The organism is Buttiauxella sp. 3AFRM03 (assembly GCF_003675305.1).
GTDB lineage: Bacteria > Pseudomonadota > Gammaproteobacteria > Enterobacterales > Enterobacteriaceae > Buttiauxella > Buttiauxella ferragutiae.
The window spans coordinates 1,110,100-1,136,666 of sequence record NZ_CP033076.1; the positions used below are offsets into that span (position 1 = coordinate 1,110,100).

Consider the following 26,567-nt stretch of genomic DNA (forward strand, 5'->3'; position numbering starts at 1 on the left):
TCTAAAAAACTATACATACCTACCCAGACGAGATAACAGTTTCTTTTCAAGCAAATTCACGACCGTTACGCCGGACCAGGATGATATTCCGCAAGCAACTGCCGTTCTGGTGTAGTGCCACTGAAAGCGCACGGCAAGCATCAGCACGAGTGCACTTGAAAATGTTGAGATGATGATTTGGCATACCGCGCCCCAGAACGACGTCGGAATGCCAGAAAGAATACTGTGGGCAATCTTCGATAACACACCGAGGCCCGTAAAAATGGCAACGAGGAAATACCCCGCAATTTCGTCTTCTGGCGGCTTGAATGGCATGGGATTTCGTCCATAAAAAAGCCCCGCGATAAGCGAGGCTTGAGGGTCATAGCATAACGACGTCAGTAGTTATGACTTGGTCATGTTTTAGCAATGAAAAAAGCCCCGCATGAGGGGCTGAGTAAAACGAGAACTCAATTCAGAAGGTTGCTAACGATACACAGATAAGTATCAGACTGAACACTGGGCGGTTGCGGTCGACCAAGAACGATAGTGCGTATTGGTTAATACCCAGCGTTCAGACTGATACGCTCTCCAGTCACTCAGGGTTACCCCATTTACGGAGACTGAAAAGCTATGTTCTGGAGCGGTCAGCGGGAATCGAACCCGCATCATCAGCTTGGAAGGCTGAGGTAATAGCCATTATACGATGACCGCTTTTTTTGGTGCCGACTACCGGAATCGAACTGGTGACCTACTGATTACAAGTCAGTTGCTCAACCCACTGAGCTAAGTCGGCTTTGGTGGCCCTTGCTGGACTTGAACCAGCGACCTGACGATTATGAGTCGCTCGCTCTAACCAACTGAGCTAAAGGGCCTGATATAAAAATCACTGCAAAGAGCAGCCAGTGGGAATCAAACCCACCCAGGCGCTCATTGAGGTGAAAACGCCTGAATATCAATTGACTGCACTGGTACCGGTTGATGGAGTTGAACCACCGCCCTTCTGATTTTGCAATCAGCCGTTCTGCCTGCTGAACTAAACCGGTAAAAAAAGCCCCGCAAGAGGGGCTGAGCAAATCCGGGACTCAAAAAAACAACTACGATTACCCTTCAATGTGTCACCTGCGAAGCAACGGGGTGGATCCTAAATTAATTACCGCGAACCACCAATGCTGAATCGATTTAATTTTGAATAATCATTTAAAGATAGATACTCAGCGTAAATGGGTCAGTACAGGGATGAGGCTTCGATATTTCCGTAAGCAGAAAAAAAGCCCCGCGATAAGCGAGGCTTGAGGGTCATAGCATAACAATGCCAGTGATTATGGTTCGGTTATGTTTTACTCCGCAAGTGCGGCTTGAGTGAAACCAACGCTCAATTCAACGAAGTTATAAGAAGTACAGTGGCGCACTGAGTTAAGCCATAAGTCGCTTCTGGTGAAGTGTTAGATCAACTCAACGTAAATCATTGACTTTGATTCCTCGATCGCGAAGTCTCTGTACAATATCCGCACCATTTGTTTTCCAGATAGTTCCTACTTCAAGCTCGATGGGAGGACTAAATATAGATTTTTGATGAGAATATGATGCAGTCCAGATTTCATGGATTTCTTTGCGACCTTTTCGCCCCCTCCGTTTCTCATTTGAAATTGTAACTGACGATAGGTCAGCCAATGGGAAACCCTTTCGTTCAATCAAGGTATTCTGCTCTAGCTTTTCATCGTCAAGGGTGACCTTGTCTGTGGCTACTGGGGGGATGGCAAGAAACCCAACACAGGCAACACCCCAGAGGATACGGTGGACACGAGGAGCGAACTTATTGCTCCGCTTGATGTAGAAGCCAATGGCTAATATTGAAACGGATGCAACACAGATAAGGAGAGGCCAATAGATTGGCAGTGAGTAGGTTATGGTCATTGCGTGTAGCCCTGAGTCTGATTTATAGATTAAAGATTGAATCGTTTTTCTCAACTTTTTTAAGACTGGCTTCAGGCTCAGAGCAGCATTGAAGTGCAATACGGTCTGAAAAGCAATTGGTGCGGCCGCGGGAATCAAACCCACCCAAGCGCTCATTGAGGTGAAAACGCCAGAATATCTATTGACCGCACTGGTACCGGTTGATGGAGTTGAACCACCGCCCTTCTGATTTTGTAATCAGCCGTTCTGCCTGCTGAACTAAACCGGTAAAAAAGCCTCGGACGAGGCCTAAGCAAATCAAAAAATCTAATTACGAGCCCTATGTGTTGCCTGCAAAAACAACGAGGCGAATCCTAAATCAATTCATGTGAGCTACCAATGCTGAATCGATTTAATTTTGAATAATCATTCAAAGATAGGTAACCACCAGTATAGGATCAGTACAGGATGAGGCTTCGATATTGCTTGTAAGCAAAAAAGAAAAAGCCCCGCGATAAGCGAGGCTGAGGGTCGTAGCATAACAATGCCAGTGGCTATGACTCAGTTGGGTTTTAGCAAAAAAAAGGTTCATCGCGGTTAAGCGTGAACCAATAGAAAACGGCGGTAAAAGTGGTTAGTTTTGTATTCGCCAAAACACTAACCTGCCACTCAACCGCCGTCTGCCATGAATGCTAATCTTTCTTCCCTCTTCTGGGAAGGTTTCACTATTGATTCTTTCACGCATCCTGCACCGGATGCTCTGCTTATTACTCTTCAGCCTGACTCCGATTTTGCGCCCTCCTGCCGCCGTCTGCGCTGCTCTCGCTGCGGGATTGCCACTGAGCACATCTCATGGTTGCCTGAACGCCAGCGTTACACGTCCTCGTTAGCCACCTGGGTGGAAACGCTCACCCGGTTATTGCCCATTAAACATGTGGCACAGTTGACGGGTCTGCACTGGCACACCATTAAAAATATCGACTGCCGACGCCTGCGGCGGGAACTCCGGGAGCCTGAACGGCATACTCTCCGCCGCCTGATAATGGATGAGTTCGCGCTGTTGCCACGGTTGTGGTGGATGCAGATACGCAACAGGTGCTGTGGGTTGGCGAAGTTCGGCCGGGAAGTCATCGACAGAGTGAGGGTCGACCAGGCAAATCAGCTGCGTGACGACAAAAAAGCACGGAAGGTCATTAAACGCAGCCGCTGGTTGCTGTTGCGTAATGCGGAGAATCTGCCGGACGGTCATGAGGTGAAACTGGCAGAGTTGCTGGCGGCGAACCAGCCGTTAAATACGGTGTACGTGATGAAAACGGCGCTGAAAGAGCTGTGGTATGCGCCGGATGAGGAGGTTGCGCAGCGTCGCTGGAATGAGTGGCACAGGCAGTCACAGGAAAGTGGCATTAAGGCGTTGCAGCAGTTCGCGGATAAGCTGAAGTGTTACGTGAGCGGCATAATCGCGAGTGCCACCCATCGTCTGAATACCAGCGTGCTGGAGGGGATGAACAACAGGATAAAAGTGATAAAAGTGATAAAAGTGATAAAAGTGATAAAAGTGATAAAAGTGATAAAAGTGATAAAAGTGATAAAAGTGATAAAAGTGATAAAACGTATGGCATATGGGTACCGGGATAACGACTACTTTTTTATGAAGATAAAAGCAGCGTTCCCCGGTAAGGCGCGATGAACAAAAAAAGCCCCACATGAGGGGCTGAGTAAAACGAAAACTCAATTCAGAAGGATGATAACGATACACAGATAAGTATCAGACTGAACGCTGAACGATTGCGGCCTACCAGGGAACGTGCGATACATAATTACCCAGCGCTCAGACTGATACGCTCTCAAGCCACTCAGGAATTATCCCGTTTTGTTGGCTGAAAAGCATTTGGTGCAGTCGGTGGGAATCAAACCCGCCCAAGAATCGAGGTGGCAAAACCTGAATATCAATTGACAGCATTGGTACCGGTTAGCGGAGTTGAACCGCTGTCATCCTGATTTTGCAAACAGGCGTTCTGCCTGCTGAACTAAACCGGTAAAAAAGGCCCCTCGACAGGGCCTGAGCAAATTCGAGACTCAAAACAACTACGATTACCCTTCAACGTGTCACCTGCAAAGCAACAACGCGGATCTTAAATTAATACATAAGAACAACCAATGCTGAATCGATTTAATTTTGAATAATCATTCAAAGATAGATAGTCAGCTTGAATGGGTCAGCCCAAGAATCCCTGCTGGTTATGACTTGATGTGGCGTGCCAAAAACGACAAAACCCGCCTTATGAGCGGGTCTTGCGTTATGTTTGTTCGCTTGTCGTCGCTGCCATCGTGGCGCAGCTTTGCTAAGCATGAGTGAGTCATTGACTTTTCTGGCTCGCTGTCAAGTTTTGTTCATTTCATTAGCACAATTAAACAATTTGAGTCATTTTTCGTACGGAAAGAAAAACTTTCGCCTGAAATATTTGGATGCACCAGCGCACTCTCTTTCTCGCTTAATTACTGGTGAGCCACGGCGCTACCTGTTGCAGTTCCCGCGCCAAATCAGAAATTTTCCTCCGCGTCGTATAGTAGTTAAGCCCTATGCAGTACACCGGGTCATCTGGCTTAAAGGCATTCAATACAGCCTGCTCAATTAAATCTGCATCATCACGCCGACTGGCCTCATCAATCATCTCACTCAGCGTGACCGCCCATAAAACAGTATGCGCGCGCCGTACAACCTCGCGCCCCTTGTATCCTTCCAGCCGAGCCTGCTTTAGTGCTGCCGTGATGTGGGATAACTGACTATCAGACCACTCTTCTTCTTTTGCTTTTGATACGAAACGATTGCAGTTCTCAAGCCTGTATTGCGCATGGGTTTTACCTCCAACGCATTCACCCCAGACCGTCAGGAGGGATTGTATCCACGCCGACTGGATGCCAGTGAGTGGGGTAAATCGCCCTAACCAGCGTTTGTGTGGCGCAGCTGCTGCGCGCTCAATTGCTGCGTTATGTGCTCGGCGTTCCTTCGGTGTCATTTTGCAGCTCCTGCTTTTAATCGTTTGGCGTGGTTCTGGATTATTCGGTAGTCCACCAGCAGTGTGCGGGCGGGTTGATACATTCGCAGGTGTGACCATCTGCGCTTCAGCTCAAAGATGATGATTGGGTGTGTCATACGGCCACCAGTTGCTTGAGTGCGCGCAGTTCTGCCCGGGCAGTGGCGCGGATGGTTGATAGTTCTTCGCGGGAATAACGATGGGTGTCGTTGTTGTTTTCCAGGCTTAATATGCGAGTCTCGCCAATTTTTTTGACGAGGTTGATGCGATAAAGCTCGATGTTGCCGGATTTGTGGACGTTGCAGGAATGGCACTGGAGATGAATATTGTCGTGATGGAAACGCAACTGGCTGGCGGCTGCTGTTGTGCGGTAATGACCAGCATGCCATGAGTCAGCATTATAAGTGCCGCAGGATATGCAACCCTCGCCGTTCGCCAGCCGGCGCGCAAACTCTGCAGCGTCAGTAACATCCAGGCTTTCAAGCAGATCACCATGGTGATGCGGGGCAATCATCGCCGTGACCTCCTTCCAGCCTTTCTGCATAGCCATCTGCTCAAGCTCAAGGGCGAGGGTTTTGATTTTCATGGCTCAGCCCTCATTGGTCTGGGTGTTAATCTGCTGATTAATTGGCAGACCAGATGTTGGATTTGGATGGATGTCTGGGCGCAGCTCATGAGGCGTTACCCCAGTGGCATAAAAAATGGCCAGCAAATGCTCCTTAGGAACTCTTCCACGCTTTTTCCAATGACTAATGGCCATGGAATGCTTCAAGTGTAAAATTTTTGCCAAAGCCACCGCAGAGCCTGCTGCTGAGATTGCCTTTTCGAGGGTGTCATAAACTTCTCCTTTAATTGGTGAAGGAGATTAAATATCAAGTTTAATATTTATGTCAGCTTTAAACTTATTTGATGAGTTAAACATTTTGTTTATAATTATGAAATGAAAGAGAAAAAATCATTATCAGCGTTTCAAACCAGAATGGATCTCTTCATGGAAATGAAGGGACTTAACAAATCCGATCTTGCACGAATTGCGGATGTTAGCCCTCAAGCTGTGAATGGCTGGTTCGTTCGCGGTGACATGGGAAAAATATCAGCCATGAAAATCGCTGATAAAACGGGGGTTTCTGTTGACTGGCTATTACATGGAGGAGCTGACCTTCACGAGCTTGCAAGCCATAGAGCAGAAAAACTTCAAAGCTGGATTCAAATTCATGGGTATCCAGAAAAAGAAAAAGAAGCTTTTGAGAAACTAATTTCTGGTGACTGACCCGTCCTAAATAGCGTTGACACATTTAACTCGCAGGCAGAGGAAAATGTGATGAACCAATATGTTAAACGCACACAACGCGATTACCCTCTATCCTTTAAACTGGCCGTTGCCGAACAGGTCGAAAAAGGGGAAATGACTTACCGTCAGGCGCAAGACCGCTACGGTATTCAGGGTAGCCACACCGTCATGACGTGGTTGCGCAGATACGGTCAACTCGACTGGCACTCCCCCTCTCTCGCAAGAAAGTGCGGAGCTACTATGCCCAAAATACCTCTTACTCCCGAACAACGGATCAAAGAACTCGAGCAGCAACTGGCTGAATCAGAAATAAAAGCCCAGTTTTTTGAAGCTGTCGTGAAGGTAATGAATACCGAGTTCGGAGCCACACTGACAAAAAAGCAGTTGGCCACCTTATCACGCAAGCACAAACGCCGGGACTCACAGTAATGCGTGCTTGCCGGTTCATGGGGATCAGCCGACAGGCGTGGTATCAATCCCTGCAACGTGAGCGCGGAAGAGAAAGACAGGCGCAGCATATCGTTGAACAGGTGACGACCATCCGGCTACACCAGCCCCGGCTGGGGACACGTAAACTGCATTATTTATTGCGACAGCAACCAGAGCCGGCACTCCATGTCGGTCGGGATCGTTTGTTCCAGATACTGCGTGGCGCACGATTACTGGTAATACCGAAACGGGCGTATCACAAAACGACTCAAAGCCATCATCGCTTTTATCGTCATCCTAACTTATTGAAGGCGGGAGAAAATCAGGTTGTTGCCAGCCGCCCGGAGCAGGTGTGGGTCGCGGATATCACGTACATTCCCCTGCGTAAGGGAACGGCGTACCTCAGTCTGATAACAGACGTCTGGTCGAGAAAAATCGTGGGATATCATGTGCATGAAAGTCTGCATACCCATCATGTGGCTAAGGCGTTCAGAATGGCGCTGGTCAGCAGGCGTACAGCACATCCACTGGTGCATCACTCAGATCGGGGTGTGCAGTACTGTTCAACAGAATATCAGGCACTACACCAACGCCATGGGGTCATCTGCTCGATGACAGACGGGTATGACTGTTATCAGAATGCGCTGGCGGAACGGGTAAACGGGATATTAAAAATGGAATATCTGCTCGGGAAGCCAGAAGATATCGGACAGGCAAGAAAGATGGTCAGGGAGTCGGTGGAAATCTACAACACGCGGCGGCCACATCTGTCGCTAAAATACAAAACGCCCGATGAAGTTCATCGGGCGTTGTAAGGCCGAAAAGTGTCAACCTATAGCAGGACTAGTCAACCTGGCATTTAGTTACCCTCATCAACAGCACAGCAGTGCTTCAGGTTCAACGTTCCGCTACCAACCACACGCGCTTCAACCGCAGTTAACTGATATTTCATTTCTCGTCCTTAACGACCAGGGGTCCATTCTTTGGTGGTGAGCGCAGTCAAAACATGATCGCGCCAGACACCATCAATCAATAAATATTCTTTGGCATAGCCTTCTTTTTCAAAACCGAGGCGGGCGAGGAGATCGCCGCTGCGCTGGTTATGCGGCATGTAGTTCGCCATGATGCGGTGGATATGCTGGCTGCGCTGCATGTAACGAATCGCGGTGGTCAGCGCTTCAAACATCAGACCTTGCCCCTGCCATTTTTCACCCAACGAGTACCCCAGATAACAGGCATGAAATGAGCCGCGCACCACGTTTGAAAAATTGGCGACGCCGCGAATCTCTTTCTCTTCAGGGTCGAGCAGCGCAAAGTAATAGGCACTGCCCTGTTTATGCATTTCGCTGATCATGCCCAGACGTGCTTGCCAGCCAGAAGGAAAGCAGTGGCTGTCATCTCGAATCGGTTCCCAGGGTTTCAGGAACTGACGGTTTTCGGCGTAATAATCTGCCAGACGCCAGGCATCTCGCTCATACACCAGACGCACCACCTGGCGGTCGGTTGATAAGCGTACTTTCGGCACGTTACTGCGGTAGCCAAACATGTTCACCCCTGCTCCTCACATCCCATATTTTCTTAGGCAACGTATTTACTATACCTGCGGCTGGCTGCGGAAGGAAAACAACAGCATGCAGATTTTTCACCTGCGCAAACTTTTTCGATTAAAGAGTTCAATCGAAGCCTCAGATTGATGAAAAAATATTGTCATATGCCTGGCTGTCAAAAACTCAAATAGCAGTAGAGAATAGAAGTTCATCACACTTTTAATATTCCCAGGAGGGGAGATGTCACGGGTAGCGCAGGCCAGGAGCCTGGGTAAATACTTCTTATTGCTCGATAACATGTTAGTGGTATTAGGCTTCTTCGTGGTTTTCCCTCTTATTTCCATTCGCTTCGTTGACCAAATGGGTTGGGCAGCGCTAATGGTCGGTATTGCGCTCGGCCTGCGTCAGCTCACCCAGCAAGGGCTGGGGATTTTCGGTGGCGCCATCGCTGACCGGCTGGGCGCTAAACCGATGATTGTCACCGGCATGCTGCTGCGAGCCGTCGGTTTTGCGCTGATGGGTATCGCCCATGAACCCTGGGTGTTGTGGCTATCGTGTTTTATTTCCGCTATCGGCGGCACGTTATTCGACCCGCCGCGCGCCGCGCTGGTAGTTAAACTCGTGCGCCCACATCAACGAGGGCGTTTCTTCTCAATTCTGATGATGCAAGACAGCGCGGGGGCGGTTATTGGTGCGCTACTCGGGAGTTGGCTGCTGCAATATGATTTCCGCCTGGTGTGTGCTGTTGGCGCGGTGATGTTTGTGATTTGCGCGTTCGTCAACGCCTGGTTGCTACCTGCCTATAAACTTTCCACCATCCGCACGCCGATGCTTGAAGGGATGGGACGCGTGCTGCGCGATAAACGCTTCATCACTTATGTGTTAACGCTGGCCGGATATTACATGCTGGCGGTGCAGGTGATGTTGATGCTGCCGATTATGGTCAACGAAATTGCCGGCACACCTGCCGCCGTGAAGTGGATGTATGCCATTGAAGCCGCACTCTCGTTAACGCTGCTGTACCCGATTGCGCGCTGGAGCGAAAAACGCTTCCGTCTGGAGCAGCGCCTGATGGCAGGTTTATTCTTAATGTCGCTGGCCATGCTGCCGATTGGCCTTGCCAATAATCTTCAGCAACTGTTCACGCTAATTTGTGTGTTTTATGTCGGTTCAATCATTGCTGAACCGGCCAGGGAAACGCTGAGTGCATCCCTTGCTGATTCCCGTGCTCGCGGCAGTTACATGGGCTTTAGCCGTCTGGGTCTGGCCATTGGTGGGGCATTTGGTTACGCCGGTGGCGGCTGGTTGTTTGATGCCGGGAAAAGTATCAACCAGCCATCGCTTCCGTGGGTAATGTTAGGGATTATTGGCTTCATCACGCTTATCGCGCTGTGGTGGCAATTCAGCACGAAACCTATTGAACCCTCGATGCTCGAACCCGGTAACTAGTTTGCGGCACTCACTTTTCTCCCCCATACTCAATAGTTGACCAACCTGGTTCGCTGATAAATATGGAGGAGAAACGTGAAGCTTTATATCTACGATCACTGCCCTTTCTGCCTTAAGGCACGCATGATTTTTGGTTTAAAGAACATCCCCATTGAGTTGAAAGTCCTGCTCAATGACGATGAAGCCACTCCGACCAAAATGATTGGTAAGAAAATGGCGCCGATCCTGCAAAAAGACGATAGCCGCTATATGCCAGAAAGCATGGATATCGTGCATTACGTCGATAAACTGGATGGCGAACCGCTTCTGACTGGCGCAACCAACGCCGCAATTAGCGACTGGTTACGCCACGTGAATAGCTATGTGCAGCAGTTGTTGATTCCGCGCATGGCGAAAGCGCCTTTTGATGAGTTTGCCACGCCACAAGCACGTGCTTATTTCGTCAACAAAAAGGAAGCGATGATCGGCTCGTTTGCCGACCTCCTTCACCATTCGCCAGGGCTAATCAAAAAAATCTCTGATGATTTACGCAAGCTCGATAAGCTGATTGTGCAGCCGAATGCGGTAAACGGTGAGCTGTCTGACGACGATATTCATCTGTTCCCACTGCTGCGTAACCTGACTCTGGTCGCGGGTATTGAGTGGCCAAGCCGTGTTGCGGCGTATCGCGATAATATGGCTAAACAGACACAAATTAATCTGCTGTCGTCCCACGCGGTTTAAATACACTTATTAATTCGAGTTACCAGCCCCAGGAGCTTACTCAAGTATGTGACTGGGGTGAGTAAACGCAGCCAACTCTGATGTCGCTCGAAGTATGACGGCTATTTCGGTTTTTTCCGGTGGCGTAGCCCGCCCTGGGACATCATAATGCTTTATGTCAGGATCTGTGTTCTATGCAGCATGTTAAGGAATTCCATGAAAAAGATTGTTTTCGCCGCAGCGCTAATGCTCAGCGGGTTAGTGGTGGGTTGCAATCAGTTAACGCAATACACGGTCAGCGAACAGGAAATAAACCAGGCGCTGCATAAACGTAATAACTTCTCTAAAGATATTGGCCTGCCAGGCGTTGCCGATGCCCATATTGTTTTAACCAATTTAAGCAGTGCGATTGGCCGTGAAGAGCCGAATAAAGTGACGTTGACTGGCGATGCCAATCTGGATATGTCGTCGCTGTTTGGTAATCAAAAAGCCACTATCAAGCTCAAACTCAAAGCATTGCCGGTGTTCAATAAAGAACAAGGCGCGATTTATTTGCAAGAAATGGAAGTGGTAAACGCGACGGTCGAACCTGAAAAAATGCAGACCATTGTCCAGACCCTGATTCCTTATCTGAATCAGTCATTGCGTAATTACTTCAATCAACAACCGGCTTATGTGCTGGGCGAAGACCGCAGTACTGGTGAGAACCTGGCGAAAAGATACGCCAAGGGACTTGAGGTTAAACCGGGCCAACTCATTATCCCATTTACTGATTAACCCGTTTTTCCTGGTCGGGGGCAACATTCCCCCGACAAAATCTCGATGAAAATGGTGCAAAGCGAAACGTTTGCGCTTATCCTTGCTCTCCGGCACAAATCATCGTTTTTTCCTTCCTACGCCGGAGCAATTTCATGACCGTATTACCCCAGGTATTAAAAATTCGCCGCCCTGATGACTGGCATGTTCACCTACGTGACGGTGAAATGTTAAAAACGGTGGTGCCTTATACCAGCGAAACTTATGGTCGCGCGATTGTGATGCCAAACCTGGTTCCCCCAGTGACAACGGTTGAAGCCGCCATTGCTTATCGCCAGCGTATTCTTGATGCTGTACCGCAAGGCCATAAATTTGAACCGCTGATGACCTGCTACCTGACCGATTCTCTTGACCCGAATGAAGTTGAGCGCGGGTTTAACGAAGGTGTGTTTACCGCAGCAAAACTCTACCCAGCCAATGCGACCACCAACTCAAGCCACGGTGTTACCAGCACTGCCGCGATTAAAACGGTGCTTGAGCGCATGCAGAAAATTGGCATGCCGCTGCTTATCCACGGCGAAGTGACTCACGCTGATATTGATATTTTTGACCGTGAAGCGCGCTTTATCGAAACCGTTATGGAACCTTTGCGCCAACAATTCCCGGAACTGAAAGTGGTGTTTGAACACATCACTACCAAAGATGCGGCGCAGTATGTGAAGGAAGGAAACTCCCTGCTGGCGGCAACCATTACCCCGCAACACCTGATGTTTAACCGTAACCATATGCTGGTTGGTGGCGTGCGCCCTCACTTGTATTGCCTGCCAATTCTGAAACGCAGCATTCATCAGGAAGCGTTGCGTGAGCTGGTTGCCAGCGGATGTGACCGCGTATTCCTCGGTACAGATTCCGCGCCTCATGCGCGTCATCGTAAAGAGGCCAGTTGTGGTTGCGCAGGTTGCTTTAACGCGCCTTCTGCTCTTGGCGCTTACGCGACGGTGTTTGAAGAGTTGAATGCGTTGCAGCACTTTGAAGCCTTCACTTCACTGAATGGCCCGCGTTTCTACGGCCTGCCTGTGAATGAAGAATCCATTGAACTGGTGCGTACTCCAGTGCACATGCCGGAACTCATCGAAACGTCCGATGACAGCATTGTGCCGTTCCTCGCCGGTGAGCAAGTGGCCTGGTCAGTAAAAGCATAATTTTTCATGCCCCCTGTTGCATAACCCAGAATATGACTGTATAAATATCCAGTATATTATACAGGGGGCTGTTATGCGTATTGAAGTCACTATTGCTAAAACTACATCTCTGCCGCCAGGCGCTATTGATGCGCTTGCTACTGAACTCTCACGCCGAATTACTCAACACTATCCTGAAGACTCAAATCACGTTCAGGTGCGTTACGCTGCTGCTAATAACCTTTCGGTGTTAGGGGCCAGCAAAGAAGATCGCGATCGTATTAGCGAAATATTGCAAGAGACCTGGGAAAGCGCTGACGACTGGTTTTCTGCGGATTAAAACTCATCATGGAAGGTGGCAGGCTGCTTGAGCCGCTGCTTATTTCAAATATAAGTTTCCCTCGTTATTTTTATGCCGGGTGTCGCCATCCGGTTTTTTTTATCGTTTAAAAATCACACTGCAAATAATTCCCTCCTGACACTGATTACTTAGAATCTTCTGATATTCACCAAGCACAACCTGCGGTTTTATTGAGCAACCAAGCACCTTTATGTAAAAAAAGTGTTGCGGGGTATTTATTTATCCGTCGAAATAGCTTAATCATTGATATACTTAACTGGCTTCACATTTAAAAAGAAACAAGAAACAAGCATTAAACCTCGCGAACCGTTGTCTTAAACACACGTATAAAAGGGGTTATGATGGAAAAAAATAGTGATGTTATCCAGACCCATCCCCTTGTTGGATGGGACATCAGCACCGTAGATAGTTACGACGCGCTGATGCTTCGCCTGCACTACCTGACCTCAAATACGCAAAAGCACGACGAAACTGAAATCGGTCAAACTTTATGGCTGACCACGGATGTTGCCCGGCAATTTATTTCTATTCTTGAAGCCGGCATTGCTAAGATTGAATCCAGTGATTACCAGGTAAGCGATTATCGTAAGCATTGATTATTGATGCTGCCCAAATAACGCACAAGGCACCGTAGAGGTGCCTTTTTTATTATTCCTCTTTCGCTCAATTGCCAGCCGACGGAGAATTAATTACCCTGCTATATAATTCATTTTTGCCAAAGAGAAGAGAAAAGCACCATGCATTATGACCTTATCATCGTCGGTAGCGGTTCTGTCGGCGCAGCAGCCGGGTGCTATGCCACTCACTCCGGCTTGAATGTGCTGATGATCGATAGTTGCCATCCCCCTCACCAACAAGGCAGCCATCATGGCGATACACGCCTGATGCGTCACGCCTACGGCGAAGGGGAAAAATATGTCCCGCTGGTATTGCGTGCGCAGGCACTCTGGGATGCGTTACAGGAAATAAGCGGCGAGAAAGTGTTTCACCGTACCGGCGTGATTAATCTCGGTCCGGCAGATTCAACGTTTATCTCAACCGTGCAACGCAGTGCGCAAAACTGGTCGCTGCCGCTTGAAACGCTGAGTGCTGAAGCAGTCATGGCACGCTGGCCACAGGTAACCGTTCCCGAAAACTATGTTGGTTTATTTGAGCCGAACTCTGGCGTGCTTCGCAGCGAGCTGGCGGTGGAGACCTATATTCGACTGGCCAATCAGGGCGGTTGCGCTCAACTGTTCAATTGCCCGGTGACTGATATTCGTCATACCGCTGAAGGGGTGGTTGTCGATACGCCAGAAGGTGAATTCACCGCGAGTAAATTGTTAGTCAGTGCAGGAACATGGGTCACTAAATTGCTACCGGAACTGCCCGTCACGCCAGTGCGCAAAATCTTTAGCTGGCATCAGGCCGATGGCCGCTACAGTGAAAAAAACCACTTCCCTGCTTTTACCGCCGAACTACCTGATGGTAGCCAGTATTACGGTTTCCCCGCGGGCGAGGATAACGAGCTGAAGCTGGGCAAACATGATGGTGGTCAGGTGATTAGTGAACCCGGTCAGCGCAAACCGTTTGGTGCAATCGCCACGGATGGAAGTGAAGTATTTAGCTTCTTGCGCCAGATAATGCCAGGTGTGGGCGTGTGTATGCACGGCGCGGCCTGCACCTACGATATGTCACCGGATGAAGATTTTATTATTGATACCCTGCCGGGTCATGACAACACGCTGGTGATTACCGGCCTGAGCGGACACGGATTTAAATTCGCTTCAGTGCTGGGGGAAATTGCCTGCCAGTTCGCACTGGGCAAAGAGTCAAGTTTCGACCTGACACCGTTCTCGCTTGCGCGTTTTAACTAGCGTTCGAGTGACAATAGGCGGAATAAAATGTTGCAGAGTGGATAAGCGGTACACGCCATCCACCATTTTCGCCTGTATTCACAGATGAAAACGTCGGATGGCGCTGCGCTTATCCGACCTGTGAAAGAGGTTTCCCCCTTTGCTTTTACTTAGGATCCGGGATCCCTAACGTAGTGTTGAGAACGCCACGGGATTTGTTGAAAATCTTATTGCCGTTTTCCCGCCCGGCACGACGACGGCGCTGTTCTTCCGGTGACAGAGCCAGTTCATCACGGCAAATGTCGCTACAGCAGCCAGCAAACTTCTCAGCGCAGCTCGGGCACTGAATAAACAGCAAATGGCAGCCGTCATTTTTGCAGTTAGTATGGCTGTCGCAAGATGTGCCGCACTGATGGCAATGGGCAATCACATCATCAGAAATACGTTCGCCCATACGCTCATCAAAGACAAAGTTCTTACCGACAAAACGCACCGGAATCCCTTGTTCACGCGCACGTCTTGCGTATTCGATAATCCCGCCTTCAATGTGGTAGACGTTCTTGAAACCGTTGTGCAACATCCAGGCACTGGCTTTCTCACAACGGATGCCGCCAGTACAGTACATTACGATTTTTTTGTCTTTGTCTTCCTGCAACATGTCGACCGCTTTCGGCAACTGCTCACGGAAAGTGTCCGCCGGGATCTCCAGTGCATCCTGGAAATGACCCACTTCATATTCGTAATGGTTGCGCATGTCGATAAACACCGCTTCCGGATCGTCGAGCATCGCATTCACGTCTGCGGCTTTGAGATAAGCACCGACCTGGCTGGCATCAAATGACGGGTCATCAATCCCATCGGCGACAATGCGGTCGCGGACCTTCATGCGTAATACCCAAAACGATTTGCCATCGTCTTCGAGGGCAACGTTGAGTCGCACACCGTTAAGTGCAGGATGGAAAGCGTAAAGTGTTTCGCGGAATCCATCCACACGGCTGTTTGGCACGCTGATTTGCGCGTTAATCCCTTCATGAGCGAGATAAACGCGACCAAATACATTTAGCGATGTAAACGCCTGGTAAAGCGCATCGCGCGTCGTTTGAGGGTCTTCAATGGTGAAATACTTATAGAATGAGATGGTAGTGCGAGGCTCAGTTTCAGCCAACATGCGCACACGCAGTTCATCATTCGATATGCGGTTGTGTAACACTGGCATGGTGTTCGCTCGGCTATCGTTGATAAAAAAGTGGGCTGCATCATATAGCAATTATCGTTAATTTACATCCCCGCATTTTGCGCTACATTTCCGTTATCTATCCGTACAAAACGCAACAATCGTTTGAATATCAAACACTCTGCTGCTGTTAATTTTGGCAGACCCTCAATTAATGTCACAATAGTCTGACTCAAGAAGATCCGGCATTTGCCGTCACAATAGGTTTTACATGACGAACTTACCGCAATTCTCGCGCGCATTACTTCATCCCCGCTATTGGGGAACCTGGTTTGGTATTGGCTTACTTTACTTAGTTACCCTGCTCCCCTATCCGGTGATTTATCGAGTCGGGCGTGGGCTTGGCCAACTTGCTATGCGGTTTATGAAGCACCGCGTCACGATTACCCGCCGCAATCTTGAACTCGCCTTTCCCCACAAAACCGCGGAAGAACGTGAGTATTATCTCGAGAAAAACTTCGAATCCGTTGGCCTCGGCCTGATGGAAACCGGCATGGCATGGTTTTGGCCCACCTGGCGTATTCGACGCTGGTGTGATGTTTCTGGTGTCGAGCATATTCACGCGGTGCAGGAAGCCAAACGGGGCGTGTTGCTTATTGGAATTCATTTCCTGACGCTGGAATTAGGCGCGCGCATGTTCGGTATGAACACGCCCGGTATCGGCGTTTACCGCCCGAATGACAACCCCCTGCTCGACTGGCTGCAAACCTGGGGCCGTATGCGCTCCAATAAAAGCATGATCGACCGTAAAGACCTTAAAGGCATGATTCGTGCGCTGAAACAGGGTGAAATCATCTGGTACGCACCGGACCACGACTACGGCCCGCGTGGCAGCGTTTTTGTGCCATTTTTTGGCGTTGACGAAGCCGCCACCACCGCAGGAACATACACTCTTGCACGTATGTCAGGTGCGGCAATCGTACCAATGGTGCCGCGCCGCAAGCCGGACGGTAAAGGTTACGAGTTGCTGATTCTACCCGCAGAGTTTTCACCACCGCTGGAAACCCCTGAAAGTACGGCGATCTGGATGAATAAAATCATCGAGCAGTGCATTTTGATGGCCCCGGAGCAATACATGTGGCTGCACCGCCGCTTTAAAACGCGTCCAGAAGGGGTTCCTGCGCGTTATTAACTTCTGTAAATCGGTGGCATTTTGCCACCTTTTTTCATTCTAAAATTGTGTTTCAGAAACATTGCCCCTCCCCGCCAACAAGCGCATAATTAGCAAGGTAATAATTCCATCACATGTCTTTTCTGCACTGAACTGGAGCGTTATGACTCTCCCCGAGAACCCGATCAACTGGAAACGAAATCTCACCGTTGCATGGCTTGGGTGTTTTCTTACCGGTGTCGCATTTAGCCTGGTCATGCCCTTCCTGCCGCTGTATGTCGAACATCTTGGCGTGACCGGACACAGCGCACTCAACATGTGGTCCGGCATCGTTTTCAGCATTACCTTTTTGTTCTCAGCCATTGCGTCACCTTTCTGGGGCGGGCTTGCCGACCGTAAAGGCCGCAAGATAATGCTACTGCGTTCAGCATTGGGGATGTCCATCGTGATGGTGCTGATGGGCTTTGCGAGCAATATCTGGCAATTTCTGGCGCTGCGCGCACTGCTCGGACTATTGGGTGGATTTGTCCCCAATGCAAACGCGCTCATCGCCACCCAAGTTCCGCGCCATAAAAGTGGGTGGGCATTGGGCACGTTGTCTACCGGCGGGGTAAGCGGTGCACTTCTTGGGCCGATGATTGGCGGTTTTCTGGCGGATACCTATGGCCTGCGTCCGGTGTTTTTCATCACCGCTGGCGTGCTATTTACCTGTTTTGTTTTTACCTTGTTCTGCATTCGCGAACAATTTACCCCGGTGCACAAGAAGGACATGTTGCACGCACGTCAGGTTTTAACTTCGCTCAAAAATCCACGCCTGGTGCTGAGTCTGTTTATCACCACCATGATTATTCAGGTTGCCACCGGTTCTATCGCCCCGATTCTTACGCTTTACGTGCGTGAACTGGCAGGCAATGTCAGCAATCTGGCATTTATCAGCGGGATGATTGCATCTGTGCCTGGCGTTGCGGCGTTAATCAGTGCGCCGCGACTGGGCAAACTGGGGGATAGAATCGGGCCGGAAAGGATTTTAATCTGCGCGCTGGTTATCTCTGTGTTGTTGCTGATCCCGATGTCGATGGTACAAAACCCATGGCAACTGGGGGTGTTACGTTTCCTGCTTGGTGCCGCCGATGGCGCACTGTTGCCAGCGGTACAAACACTGCTGGTCTACAACTCAAGCAATCAAATTGCCGGGCGGATCTTTAGTTACAACCAGTCATTCCGCGATATTGGTAATGTCACCGGTCCGTTGATGGGTGCCGCTGTTTCAGCAAACTATGGCTTCCGCACGGTATTTTTAGTCACCGGTTGTGTGGTTCTTTTCAATGCTCTTTACTCGTGGATAAGTCTCCGTCGCCCGACTGAACGTGTCAGTGTTTCTGGCGACTGACTCAGAAATCTCCGACATACTTGCAACTTTGCAAACAGCGTCAACAATTAACTTGAAATGGCGCCGTAACGCGCTCCCTGACCTGTACAAAGGAGATTACTATGAGTCTGTATGCGACGCTGGAAGAGGCCATCGATGCCGCACGCGAGCTTTTCCTTGTTGAGAACCCGGAGCTGGATGAAGAGAGTGCCAGTGTTCAGCAACTGAACATTCAGAAGTACATTCTTCAGGATGGCGACATTATGTGGCAAGCCGAGTTTTTCGCTGATGACAGCGGGGATGGCGAATGTCTACCGATGGTCAGCGGTGAAGCGGCGCAAAGTGTCTTTGACGGTGACTATGATGAAATCGAGTTACGTCAGGAGTGGATTGAAGAAAATACACTGCACGAATGGGACGAAGGTGAATTTCAACTTGAGCCGCCTCTGGATACCGAGGAAGGCCAGACTGCCGCTGATGAATGGGATGAACGATAAGTTTTACTCGTAAGGCCCATGGCTGGCATCAATCGGCAGCAAAAGTGTGTCGAACACCAGCGAAAAAGGTAAATCGAGCACAGTAATATAGCGCCATGCGCTGTCACGCACATCCCACTGCACACCGGGGTAATACTGATTACCATGTCCCTGCCCCGGTACAGCACGGCTAATAATACTCCCGCATCCGCTCAGTAAGCAGGCGAACAACGCGACCACAAGGATTCTTAACACAGTTTTACTCCAAAAAAATGCCGACCCGAAGGCCGGCATTGATGATGCGTTTCGCGCTCTATTTGGACGGTAACGCCTCAGGGTTCAGGCTAACCGTTTTGTAGCTATCTACCCACGAGGAGTAACGCTGCGGATTCGACCACACACGATAATGCAGACGAGACATAGTGACCGGATCGCTTAACAACACCAAACGACGATCGCGGTTCAGCTTGTCAGGCGTTTCGTTCAGTGCCTGCTCAACGTGACGATCGCGCGCAATTTCCAACACCTGGCTTGCACGGTGACGTGCTGTTGCCATCGCAGTTGCCAGGGCATTAAATGACGGGTTAAACACCGCGTGCATAAAGCCATCATCCAGCGTACGGCTGCGGTTCAGCTTCAGGTAATTGTCGGTATCGACCAGAACCTGCGGAGGAGAATACTCTTCCGGGATCAGGAACAACTTCCAACGCTTAGTACGCAAACCGATGGTCGCACGGCTCGAAATCACCGAGACAAATGGTGACAGAATCAGTGAGAAGACGATTGGCGCAAGCCAGAACAAGAAGCGCAAATCCAGCCATGCCATGCCGACAGCCCACACCAGACCCAACAGAAGTTGAGAACCGTGGCGCATAAACGCTTCACCCCATGGGGTTGAATCATCATCACGCTGCGGCGAGTTCCAGACCACTTCCCAACCGAGGAACGCGCTAACCACAAATACGGTGTGGAACAGCATACGCACCGGAGCCAGCAGCACAGAGAACAGTACTTCCAGCAGCAGGGAGGCCGTCACGCGGAAAAAACCGCCGAACTCTTTCGAGCCTTTGCACCAAATCAGAATGATACTCAGCAGCTTCGGCAGGAACAGTAACACCATGGTGGAAGCAAACAGCGCAATCGCCAGCTCCGGACGCCACTGCGGCCACACCGGGAACAGCTGGCGCGGTTGCAGGAAGTACTGCGGTTCTGTCAGCGCATGAACCACCTGCAATGCAGTTGATAATGCGAGGAACATAAACCACAAAGGTGCCGACAGATACGACATGACGCCCGTCAGGAACACCGCACGGTGAACCGGGTGCATGCCTTTTACCAGGAACAGACGGAAGTTCATCAAGTTACCGTGGCACCAACGGCGGTCACGCTTGAGTTCATCCAGTAAATTCGGCGGCAGCTCTTCATAAGAGCCCGGCAAGTCATAGGCAATCCATACCCCCCAACCCGCACGGCGCATCAAAGCGGCTTCGACGAAGTCGTGCGAAAGGATTGAACCGGCGAATGACCCTTCACCTGGCAGCGGTGCTAACGCACAGTGCTCGATGAACGGCTTAACGCGAATAATCGCATTGTGGCCCCAGTAGTGGGATTCGCCCAACTGCCAGAAGTGCAGACCTGCGGTAAACAACGGCCCGTAAACGCGAGTTGCAAACTGCTGGCAGCGCGCATACAGCGTGTCCATGCCAGACGCTTTTGGTGATGACTGAATGATGCCCGCATTCGGGTTAGCATTCATCAAACGCACCAGGTTGGTCAGACAGTCACCGCTCATGACGGAGTCAGCATCCAACACCACCATGTAGCTGTATTGGTTACCCCAGCGACGGCAGAAGTCATCGATGTTGCCACTTTTACGTTTCACACGGCGGCGGCGGCGGCGGTAGAAAATCTGCCCTTCGCCCTGCACTTCGTTGATCAGTTCCATCCACGCTTTTTGCTCGGCAACACAGATATCCGGGTTGTAGCTGTCGCTCAGGATGTAAACATCGAAGTGCTGCTGTTGGCCGGTCGCTTTTACCGATTCCCACGTCGCACGCAGACCCGCAAATACGCGGTCAACGTCTTCGTTACAAATAGGCATAATCAACGCAGTGCGGTTCGCCGGGTCGATTGGCTCATCACCCACTGTTGAGGCAGAGATACTGTATTTATCTTTGCCCATCAGTAGCTGGAGGAAGCCCATCAACGCGGTCCAGAAACCGGCTGATACCCAGCAGAACAGAATCGCAAACAGGATCAAGATGCCGGTCTGCAGCACATACGGCAGCAGCTGCATGAAGGAGACCCACAAATCCTGGTCGAGCATATCGGATGGATTGATCAGCGCCCAGCCCTGGTAAGGCAGAATGGTCTTCATGTACCAGGTCGCCACCACGGTCTGAGAAATGGTCAGCAGCAGCAGAATGTAACGTCGAATAGTCCCGACGGTACGCCATTTCTGCTCAGCTTCAGCCTCTTCTTTCGACATATAGCGAGGATTAACTTCCCGCCCGCGTAAACGATCCCAGAACCGACCAATTGGGTTGGTGCGCCACGGATCGGGGAACATCGAAGAACGCGTTGCTTTTGGCATTGCCTGCAACTGGGTGCGCCCTTCTTCATCCTTAATCAGTTGTTCCGCACCCAACGATCCAGGCCAGCTCGCTTCGAGCCGGGCCTTTACCGAGGCTAAAGGGGAATCATCGGCGCGGTCATAGTGGTGCTCTTGCGCATCCAGCGCCTCATGCACCGCTTGCAGATCCGATGCAGGTAGAGCCGCCTTCTGCTCAGCAGAAAGCGGGAGGGCATCAATATAATCAGACGCAGTATCAGTAAACTTATTCATTGGCAGGTAGCTGGTAGCTCCAGGTTTCACTCAACGTTTGCGAGCCATTGACCAGCGCTGCACGCATTTCAGTCGGTTTCTTCTCGTCTTTGACTTTCAGACGTACTGTCAAACGCCAGCCTTTAGTGACCGGGTTGTAACGTACCTGGCTGTCAACGATTTCGCCGTTGTCACCGATGCTGGTTTGCGCGGTAACCGGCGTATCTTGCGGCAGTTTTTTCATGTCCGCGCCGACGTAATCCACGACAAACGCAATCGTGCCGTCTGGCTGGCGAATCAGATTCGACTGCTTCACATCACCGGTTGAGCGGCGAGTCTGTGTCACGTACGCGTTATCTGGCGCGTGCATTTTGTCTTCGTCACGGCTGAAGGTAATGGTGTATTTGAAGTTCATCTCTTTGCCGGGTTCCGGGAGCTGATCCGGCGTCCAGTAAGCCACGATGTTGTCATTGGTTTCGTCGTTGGTTGGAATTTCCACCAGTTCGACGCGACCTTTACCCCAATCACCTTGCGGTGCAACCCAGGCGCTTGGACGCTGATCGTAACGATCATTCAGATCTTCAAAACGAGAGAACTGACGGCCACGTTGCAGCAAACCAAAACCAACCGGATTTTCTGTCGCGAAGGAACTCACGGCCAGATGTTTCGGGTTGTTCAGCGGACGCCAAATCCACTCACCGTTACCAGCATGGATAGACAGACCGTTAGAGTCATGTAATTCAGGACGGTAGTTGATGCTTGGTGACGGCTGATTTGGCCCAAACAGGAACATACTGGTCAGCGGTGCAACGCCCAGTTTGCCTACTTTGTCGCGCAAATAAACTTTTGACTGCACGTTGACCACGGTGTCACGCCCAGGGGTAATCACAAAGCGATAGGCACCTGTTGCACGTGGGGAGTCGAGCAACGCATAGAGGGTCAGCGTTTTGTCGCCAGTTTTCGGGCGCTCAATCCAGTACTCACGGAAACGGGGGAACTCTTCACCAGATGGCAAAGCAGTATCGATAGCCAAACCACGAGCAGACAGACCATAAACCTGACCTGAGCCAATCACACGGAAATAACTCGCCCCGAGCATGCTGACAATTTCGTCGTTTTTATCTTTGCTGTTGATCGGATAGAGCACTTTGAACCCGGCGAAGCCAAGATCTTTAACGGTGTCTTTATCGTGTTTTACATTACCGAAATTAAAGTAATCCGGGTTGTACTTGATCTTATGAACCGCAGTCGCTGTCACTTCGTTGATAGCAACCGGGGTGTCGAAGTACATACCCTGATGATAAAATTCAAGCTTAAATGGGGTCTTTAACTTGCTCCAGTAGGCTTTGTCGTGATTGAACTGGATCTGCTGATAATCCGCATATTTCATGTCGCGGAAGAGCGAAGGCAGATTGCTTTTCGGTGCTTCGTAGCTTTTGCCCGCTAATGTTTTCGCTTGTTTTGCGACATCATCGATGGTGAAGGCCCAAACCGAGGTGGTATAAAGTGACAACATTACTGCCGCACCGAGCCCACACATTTTCATCATTTTTAGTTTATGTTTCATATTAACCAGCACATCCCCCTTTGTGTGCTTAAATCAATCCAATCCATTTTAATGGAAACTTCTGCTTTCCGACAACCAAATACCCGCATTGTTCAGCACGCTGGCTCAGCCTTTAAGCAAAAAAAGACAACTGCTTACGCTTTCAGAGCCCATCCTGGAGACAGGATGTCATGGTTAGTGTAGGGTTGCCACGGAATTGATACCGTTCGGGACTTCAAGCCTATTGGGATATGTTCTTAAGGATAAGGCGATTCGTCCGATAATGTCTGGAGTATTATGAGTAAAGCACCACAACAACGCGAGTTTTTCCTGGATTCTATCCGGGCCTGGTTAATGCTTTTAGGCATTCCGTTTCATATCTCGCTCATCTATTCAAGCCACCACTGGCATGTCAACAGCGCTGAAGCCTCCTGGGGATTAACCCTTTTTAATGACATCATTCACTCCTTCCGGATGCAGGTGTTTTTTGTCATTTCCGGTTATTTCTCCTATATGCTTTTTCTGCGCTACCCGCTTAAACGCTGGTGGAAAGTGCGTGTTGAGCGTGTCGGCATCCCAATGTTGACAGCAATTCCCTTGCTGACGCTACCGCAATTTTTAATGTTGCAACACGTTAACGACAAAGCAAAAAACTGGCCTGGGCTCACCCCTTACGAGAAGTACAACACGCTGGTTTGGGAACTGGTTTCCCATTTATGGTTCTTGTTAGTGATGGTGGTGTTGACGACAGTTTGTTTATTTTTGTTTCAACAAATGAAAAACCGCCTTGAGAAGGCACCCGAAAATAGTGCGTCAACCATTACCCTGGGAAAACTCTCAATTTATTTCCTTGGGTTCGGTTTTTTATACGGTGCCATTCGCCGCACGATTTTCATTGTTTACTCTCCAATATTAAGTGACGGCTTGTTTAACTTCGTGGTGATGCAGACGCTGTTTTATCTGCCGTTCTTCATGCTCGGGGCTTTAACGTTTGTGCGCCCGCAACTGAAAGCCCTGTTTACCACGCCATCGCCATGGTGCGCTGCGGGTGCTGTGCTGGCATTCGCGGCTTATTTGCTCAACCAGCGTTACGGCAGCGGCGATGCCTGGATGTATGAGACTGAAAGCGTTATCACCATGGTTTTAGGCCTGTGGATGGTTAACGTGGTGTTCTCACTGGGCCACAAACTGCTGAACTTCCAGTCTAAGCGTGTCACCTATTTCGTGAATGCATCGCTATTCATTTACCTGGTTCACCATCCACTGACGCTATTCTACGGCGCGTTTATCACGCCACATATCACGTCCAATGCGCTGGGCTTTATTACGGGACTGGTCTTTGTGGTGGGGATTGCGGTGATTCTGTATGAAATCCATCTGCGAATTCCACTGCTGCGCTTCTTGTTCTCCGGCAAGCCGCAGAACGTGGCGGTTAAAGTTTCGTAGATCGGACTCCGGTAATTTATGGTGGATGACGCTGGCGCTTATCCCCCCTACAACTTCCCTTCGTAGGTCGGACAAGCGAAGCGCCGCCGACAGAGACTTTAGAGCAACCATTCAATAGGTAACCGATAAACCAGTCTCACCAGCACCCGTTGCCAAAAACGGGTGTGCGGTTCTTTCTTCCAGATAATCTCTTTGCCATCACGATTTTCTACCCAATTCACCCGCCCCCATTTGTCCAGACGTAATGCCCAGGCGGCCTCTTTCTGGCTCTGGGTAAAACGCTGGTGAATATCTTCCGCGAGTGCGGCGCTTTCAATCACGAAGCCCATTTCGGTATTCAACATCGCCGAGCGTGGGTCAAAATTGAATGAACCGATAAACACTTTCTGCTTATCGACGCTGAAGGTTTTGGCATGCAGGCTGGAACCAGAATTACCGGTTAACCCCCTGTCTCGCGGCCTGCGGGGGCTATTGTTTTCTGACTTTAGTTCATACAGCGCGACACCGTGGCGTAACAGTTTCTTACGCCAGCGGGCATATCCGGCATGTACTACCGCCACATCATTGGCCGCCAGCGAATTAGTGAGAATGGCGATTTTCACCCCTTTACGCACCAACCCGAGAATTTGCGCGATGCCGGCGCGAGTCGGGACAAAATAGGCAGAAATTATGTCTATTTCCTGCTTTGGCAGGCCAATCACGTTGATCAGACGTTGCGGTAACAAGGTGTGATGATGCGCCCTTCCCTGCCCCTTACGCGGGTCATCACTCAGCAAACGGGTCTGAGCCCAGTACATATTTAACCTGCGAGCCACAAGATCCGTCGCAAACTGGCTGGTGGTCAGGCGATCCAGATAGCGCCGAGCTTTTGGGTCGTTGCGCCAGTCGTCTGGCAGTTGTACCCGTTGCTGTAACACCCCGGCGTCAACATCCAGCACCGTTGCCAGCGTCGAAACACACTGGCTTTCCCAATAGCGCTGAAAATCCTGACTGACTTCTGCAACCACCGGGCCAATCGCCAGCACGTCTAAATCTGAAAACAACGGCTGTTTACCGACACCAAAATAAGCATCGCCAACATTACGCCCACCAACAATCGTCGTTTCACCATCAACGGTGAAGGACTTGTTGTGCATGCGGCGGTTCAGGCGGGCAAAATCAGTCAGATAACCGATGGCGCGAAACAAGCGAAATGAAAAGGGATTAAACAGGCGAACTTCAATCTGAGGATGGGAATTAAGCAGCTCTAAAATATCATCCAGCCCGTTGGTGTTATTATCATCCAGCAACAGCCTGACTCTCACCCCACGGTCGGCCGCAGCCAGTAACGCACTGAACAACAACCGCCCGGACATATCGTCCTGCCAGATGTAGTACTGCACATCGAGGGTATTTTCCGCCATGCCGCACAACAGATAACGCGCTGCGAACGCATCAAGGCTATCCGCAAGAGGATGGATACCGCTCACGCCAGGATGCTCAGCAAGCGCCGGGATAATCGCTTTCCCAAGGCGGGTAGCGTGAGGGTTCTTCACGTTAGAGTTGGGCAAGCAGTTGCTGGTAAATACGGGTGTTTTCGTCATCAAAACAGATGAAAACCACTTGTTCAGGCAGCGGGCGCAGACCGATATATCGATAAACCGTATCGACGGCTATTTTTGCGGCTAGCTCTTTTGGGAAAGCGTAGGCGCCGGTGCTGATGGCTGGAAACGCGATAGTGCGGTAACCATTGGCAGCAGCCAAATCGAGACAGTTGCGATAGGTTTGTTCAAGCAATTCAGCTTCGTGATTTTCACCACCCTGCCACACCGGGCCAACGGCGTGGATCACAGCTTTAACGGGGATGTTTCCGGCTTCGGTAATCACGGCATGCCCGGGGGCGCATTCACCTTGCTGTTGGCGAATCACTTTGCAGGCCGCCAATAGTGCAGGCCCTGCCGCGCGATGAATGGCACCATCAACACCACCGCCACCTAGCAAGGATGAATTCGCTGCATTGACGATTACATCAACCTCAGCATGGGTGATATCACCTTGTATCACCGACATTCTTTCGCTCATCAGGAAATCTCCAGTTAGTCTTTGAGAGTAGTCTAAATC

At 50.2% G+C, this 26,567-nt stretch carries 26 protein-coding genes, 6 tRNA genes and 1 pseudogene; 14 read left to right on the forward strand and 19 right to left on the reverse strand.

The annotated features are described in order from the left end of the window. Positions 1-9: 9 nt before the first annotated feature. The 7 genes from D8682_RS06775 to D8682_RS06805 form a co-directional block, all read right to left on the reverse strand. The gene (locus tag D8682_RS06775; protein WP_121813887.1) at positions 10-315 is read right to left on the reverse strand and encodes a hypothetical protein; all 306 of its coding nucleotides are present in this window, start codon (positions 313-315) and stop codon (positions 10-12) included. 303 nt (positions 316-618) lie between these two features. After that, a tRNA-Gly gene (locus D8682_RS06780) sits at positions 619-693 on the reverse strand. A gap of 6 nt (positions 694-699) precedes the next feature. After that, a tRNA-Thr gene (locus D8682_RS06785) sits at positions 700-775 on the reverse strand. A gap of 2 nt (positions 776-777) precedes the next feature. Then, positions 778-854 (reverse strand) — tRNA-Ile (locus D8682_RS06790). Between the two features lie 94 nt (positions 855-948). Beyond that, a tRNA-Cys gene (locus D8682_RS06795) sits at positions 949-1,025 on the reverse strand. A gap of 409 nt (positions 1,026-1,434) precedes the next feature. Then, positions 1,435-2,052, reverse strand: a complete 618-nt coding sequence (locus tag D8682_RS06800) for a hypothetical protein (RefSeq protein ID WP_121813888.1) — start codon at positions 2,050-2,052, stop codon at positions 1,435-1,437. Positions 2,053-2,087: 35 nt separating this feature from the next. Continuing rightward, positions 2,088-2,164 (reverse strand) — tRNA-Cys (locus D8682_RS06805). Between the two features lie 396 nt (positions 2,165-2,560). Between D8682_RS06805 and D8682_RS06810 the strand changes: the two genes are divergently transcribed. Next, positions 2,561-3,562 (forward strand): transposase, encoded by a 1,002-nt coding sequence (locus D8682_RS06810; RefSeq protein ID WP_121813889.1) that lies wholly within the window; start codon positions 2,561-2,563, stop codon positions 3,560-3,562. 273 nt (positions 3,563-3,835) lie between these two features. Here D8682_RS06810 and D8682_RS06815 read toward each other — a convergent pair. From D8682_RS06815 to D8682_RS06835, 5 genes are all read right to left on the reverse strand, one after another. Then, a tRNA-Cys gene (locus tag D8682_RS06815) sits at positions 3,836-3,912 on the reverse strand. A 455-nt stretch (positions 3,913-4,367) separates the two neighbouring features. Then, the gene (locus D8682_RS06820) at positions 4,368-4,892 is read right to left on the reverse strand and encodes a hypothetical protein (RefSeq protein WP_370090822.1); all 525 of its coding nucleotides are present in this window, start codon (positions 4,890-4,892) and stop codon (positions 4,368-4,370) included. Continuing rightward, positions 4,889-5,029 carry a YlcG family protein gene (locus tag D8682_RS27330; protein ID WP_121813890.1) on the reverse strand — a complete coding sequence of 47 codons (141 nt, stop codon included), beginning with the start codon at positions 5,027-5,029 and terminating at the stop codon, positions 4,889-4,891. The genes D8682_RS06820 and D8682_RS27330 overlap by 4 nt, the downstream gene beginning before the upstream one ends. Beyond that, positions 5,026-5,496 (reverse strand): recombination protein NinG, encoded by a 471-nt coding sequence (locus tag D8682_RS06830; protein WP_121813891.1) that lies wholly within the window; start codon positions 5,494-5,496, stop codon positions 5,026-5,028. Before D8682_RS06830 ends, D8682_RS27330 begins: the two co-directional genes overlap by 4 nt. A gap of 3 nt (positions 5,497-5,499) precedes the next feature. Beyond that, on the reverse strand, positions 5,500-5,763 hold the full coding sequence (locus D8682_RS06835) for a YdaS family helix-turn-helix protein (protein WP_121813892.1): 264 nt from the start codon (positions 5,761-5,763) through the stop codon (positions 5,500-5,502). Between the two features lie 87 nt (positions 5,764-5,850). Here D8682_RS06835 and D8682_RS06840 point away from each other — a divergent pair, with 87 nt between their 5' ends. Together D8682_RS06840 and D8682_RS06845 are read left to right on the forward strand one after the other, a co-directional pair. After that, a complete protein-coding gene (locus D8682_RS06840) occupies positions 5,851-6,180 on the forward strand; it encodes a helix-turn-helix transcriptional regulator (RefSeq protein WP_162302994.1) in 330 nt (109 codons plus the stop codon). A 51-nt stretch (positions 6,181-6,231) separates the two neighbouring features. Next, positions 6,232-7,468 (forward strand): annotated as a pseudogene (locus D8682_RS06845) (IS3 family transposase). A gap of 123 nt (positions 7,469-7,591) precedes the next feature. On the opposite strand, the gene rimJ reads toward D8682_RS06845, so the two are convergent. Then, entirely contained in the window at positions 7,592-8,176 is a 585-nt protein-coding gene (rimJ, locus tag D8682_RS06850) for a ribosomal protein S5-alanine N-acetyltransferase (RefSeq protein ID WP_121813894.1), read from the reverse strand. A 241-nt stretch (positions 8,177-8,417) separates the two neighbouring features. Between rimJ and mdtH the strand changes: the two genes are divergently transcribed. From mdtH to solA, 7 genes are all read left to right on the forward strand, one after another. Next, positions 8,418-9,626 carry a multidrug efflux MFS transporter MdtH gene (mdtH, locus tag D8682_RS06855; protein ID WP_121813895.1) on the forward strand — a complete coding sequence of 403 codons (1,209 nt, stop codon included), beginning with the start codon at positions 8,418-8,420 and terminating at the stop codon, positions 9,624-9,626. Between the two features lie 75 nt (positions 9,627-9,701). Beyond that, entirely contained in the window at positions 9,702-10,349 is a 648-nt protein-coding gene (gene grxB / locus D8682_RS06860) for a glutaredoxin 2 (protein ID WP_064547902.1), read from the forward strand. A gap of 195 nt (positions 10,350-10,544) precedes the next feature. Continuing rightward, positions 10,545-11,105 carry a lipoprotein gene (locus tag D8682_RS06865; RefSeq protein ID WP_064547904.1) on the forward strand — a complete coding sequence of 187 codons (561 nt, stop codon included), beginning with the start codon at positions 10,545-10,547 and terminating at the stop codon, positions 11,103-11,105. Between the two features lie 134 nt (positions 11,106-11,239). Continuing rightward, positions 11,240-12,286, forward strand: a complete 1,047-nt coding sequence (gene pyrC, locus D8682_RS06870) for a dihydroorotase (RefSeq protein ID WP_064547907.1) — start codon at positions 11,240-11,242, stop codon at positions 12,284-12,286. Between the two features lie 73 nt (positions 12,287-12,359). Further along, positions 12,360-12,605: a DNA damage-inducible protein I gene (gene dinI / locus D8682_RS06875; protein ID WP_064547909.1), complete on the forward strand. Its 246-nt coding sequence runs from the start codon at positions 12,360-12,362 to the stop codon at positions 12,603-12,605. Positions 12,606-12,967: 362 nt separating this feature from the next. Further along, positions 12,968-13,222: a biofilm formation regulator BssS gene (bssS, locus tag D8682_RS06880; protein WP_064547911.1), complete on the forward strand. Its 255-nt coding sequence runs from the start codon at positions 12,968-12,970 to the stop codon at positions 13,220-13,222. A gap of 141 nt (positions 13,223-13,363) precedes the next feature. Next, complete coding sequence (gene solA, locus D8682_RS06885) at positions 13,364-14,482, forward strand: N-methyl-L-tryptophan oxidase (protein ID WP_121813896.1); 1,119 nt, start codon at positions 13,364-13,366, stop codon at positions 14,480-14,482. A 145-nt stretch (positions 14,483-14,627) separates the two neighbouring features. On the opposite strand, the gene D8682_RS06890 is transcribed toward solA, so the two are convergent. Beyond that, on the reverse strand, positions 14,628-15,677 hold the full coding sequence (locus tag D8682_RS06890; RefSeq protein ID WP_064547915.1) for a rhodanese-related sulfurtransferase: 1,050 nt from the start codon (positions 15,675-15,677) through the stop codon (positions 14,628-14,630). Between the two features lie 229 nt (positions 15,678-15,906). Here D8682_RS06890 and D8682_RS06895 point away from each other — a divergent pair, with 229 nt between their 5' ends. From D8682_RS06895 to D8682_RS06905, 3 genes are all read left to right on the forward strand, one after another. After that, on the forward strand, positions 15,907-16,827 hold the full coding sequence (locus D8682_RS06895; protein ID WP_064547917.1) for a Kdo(2)-lipid IV(A) acyltransferase: 921 nt from the start codon (positions 15,907-15,909) through the stop codon (positions 16,825-16,827). 142 nt (positions 16,828-16,969) lie between these two features. Beyond that, the gene (gene mdtG, locus D8682_RS06900; protein ID WP_064547919.1) at positions 16,970-18,196 is read left to right on the forward strand and encodes a multidrug efflux MFS transporter MdtG; all 1,227 of its coding nucleotides are present in this window, start codon (positions 16,970-16,972) and stop codon (positions 18,194-18,196) included. Between the two features lie 101 nt (positions 18,197-18,297). Next, positions 18,298-18,672 carry a MysB family protein gene (locus D8682_RS06905; protein WP_064547921.1) on the forward strand — a complete coding sequence of 125 codons (375 nt, stop codon included), beginning with the start codon at positions 18,298-18,300 and terminating at the stop codon, positions 18,670-18,672. A gap of 3 nt (positions 18,673-18,675) precedes the next feature. On the opposite strand, the gene D8682_RS06910 is transcribed toward D8682_RS06905, so the two are convergent. From D8682_RS06910 to mdoG, 3 genes are all read right to left on the reverse strand, one after another. Beyond that, entirely contained in the window at positions 18,676-18,897 is a 222-nt protein-coding gene (locus D8682_RS06910; RefSeq protein ID WP_370090861.1) for a YceK/YidQ family lipoprotein, read from the reverse strand. Between the two features lie 67 nt (positions 18,898-18,964). Beyond that, a complete protein-coding gene (gene mdoH / locus D8682_RS06915; protein ID WP_064547925.1) occupies positions 18,965-21,496 on the reverse strand; it encodes a glucans biosynthesis glucosyltransferase MdoH in 2,532 nt (843 codons plus the stop codon). Next, positions 21,489-23,024 carry a glucans biosynthesis protein MdoG gene (mdoG, locus tag D8682_RS06920; protein WP_121815655.1) on the reverse strand — a complete coding sequence of 512 codons (1,536 nt, stop codon included), beginning with the start codon at positions 23,022-23,024 and terminating at the stop codon, positions 21,489-21,491. Before mdoG ends, mdoH begins: the two co-directional genes overlap by 8 nt. Positions 23,025-23,318: 294 nt before the next feature. Between mdoG and mdoC the strand changes: the two genes are divergently transcribed. Next, entirely contained in the window at positions 23,319-24,467 is a 1,149-nt protein-coding gene (gene mdoC / locus D8682_RS06925) for a glucans biosynthesis protein MdoC (RefSeq protein ID WP_121813897.1), read from the forward strand. Positions 24,468-24,565: 98 nt separating this feature from the next. On the opposite strand, the gene D8682_RS06930 is transcribed toward mdoC, so the two are convergent. Further along, positions 24,566-26,053 (reverse strand): phospholipase D family protein, encoded by a 1,488-nt coding sequence (locus tag D8682_RS06930; RefSeq protein ID WP_238392828.1) that lies wholly within the window; start codon positions 26,051-26,053, stop codon positions 24,566-24,568. After that, positions 26,004-26,528, reverse strand: coding sequence for an O-acetyl-ADP-ribose deacetylase (gene ymdB, locus D8682_RS06935; protein ID WP_121813899.1), 525 nt, complete (start codon positions 26,526-26,528; stop codon positions 26,004-26,006). Before ymdB ends, D8682_RS06930 begins: the two co-directional genes overlap by 50 nt. Positions 26,529-26,567 lie beyond the last annotated feature (39 nt).

Coding starts and splice junctions, on each gene's coding strand:
- D8682_RS06775 (WP_121813887.1), bottom strand. CDS start 315: ATGCCATTCAAGCCGCCAGAAGACGAAATTGCGGGGTATTTCCTCGTT.
- D8682_RS06800 (WP_121813888.1), bottom strand. CDS start 2,052: ATGAGCGCTTGGGTGGGTTTGATTCCCGCGGCCGCACCAATTGCTTTT.
- D8682_RS06810 (WP_121813889.1), top strand. CDS start 2,561: ATGAATGCTAATCTTTCTTCCCTCTTCTGGGAAGGTTTCACTATTGAT.
- D8682_RS06820 (WP_370090822.1), bottom strand. CDS start 4,892: ATGACACCGAAGGAACGCCGAGCACATAACGCAGCAATTGAGCGCGCA.
- D8682_RS27330 (WP_121813890.1), bottom strand. CDS start 5,029: ATGACACACCCAATCATCATCTTTGAGCTGAAGCGCAGATGGTCACAC.
- D8682_RS06830 (WP_121813891.1), bottom strand. CDS start 5,496: ATGAAAATCAAAACCCTCGCCCTTGAGCTTGAGCAGATGGCTATGCAG.
- D8682_RS06840 (WP_162302994.1), top strand. CDS start 5,851: ATGAAAGAGAAAAAATCATTATCAGCGTTTCAAACCAGAATGGATCTC.
- rimJ (WP_121813894.1), bottom strand. CDS start 8,176: ATGTTTGGCTACCGCAGTAACGTGCCGAAAGTACGCTTATCAACCGAC.
- mdtH (WP_121813895.1), top strand. CDS start 8,418: ATGTCACGGGTAGCGCAGGCCAGGAGCCTGGGTAAATACTTCTTATTG.
- D8682_RS06865 (WP_064547904.1), top strand. CDS start 10,545: ATGAAAAAGATTGTTTTCGCCGCAGCGCTAATGCTCAGCGGGTTAGTG.
- pyrC (WP_064547907.1), top strand. CDS start 11,240: ATGACCGTATTACCCCAGGTATTAAAAATTCGCCGCCCTGATGACTGG.
- dinI (WP_064547909.1), top strand. CDS start 12,360: ATGCGTATTGAAGTCACTATTGCTAAAACTACATCTCTGCCGCCAGGC.
- bssS (WP_064547911.1), top strand. CDS start 12,968: ATGGAAAAAAATAGTGATGTTATCCAGACCCATCCCCTTGTTGGATGG.
- solA (WP_121813896.1), top strand. CDS start 13,364: ATGCATTATGACCTTATCATCGTCGGTAGCGGTTCTGTCGGCGCAGCA.
- D8682_RS06890 (WP_064547915.1), bottom strand. CDS start 15,677: ATGCCAGTGTTACACAACCGCATATCGAATGATGAACTGCGTGTGCGC.
- D8682_RS06895 (WP_064547917.1), top strand. CDS start 15,907: ATGACGAACTTACCGCAATTCTCGCGCGCATTACTTCATCCCCGCTAT.
- mdtG (WP_064547919.1), top strand. CDS start 16,970: ATGACTCTCCCCGAGAACCCGATCAACTGGAAACGAAATCTCACCGTT.
- D8682_RS06905 (WP_064547921.1), top strand. CDS start 18,298: ATGAGTCTGTATGCGACGCTGGAAGAGGCCATCGATGCCGCACGCGAG.
- mdoH (WP_064547925.1), bottom strand. CDS start 21,496: ATGAATAAGTTTACTGATACTGCGTCTGATTATATTGATGCCCTCCCG.
- mdoG (WP_121815655.1), bottom strand. CDS start 23,024: ATGATGAAAATGTGTGGGCTCGGTGCGGCAGTAATGTTGTCACTTTAT.
- mdoC (WP_121813897.1), top strand. CDS start 23,319: ATGAGTAAAGCACCACAACAACGCGAGTTTTTCCTGGATTCTATCCGG.
- ymdB (WP_121813899.1), bottom strand. CDS start 26,528: ATGAGCGAAAGAATGTCGGTGATACAAGGTGATATCACCCATGCTGAG.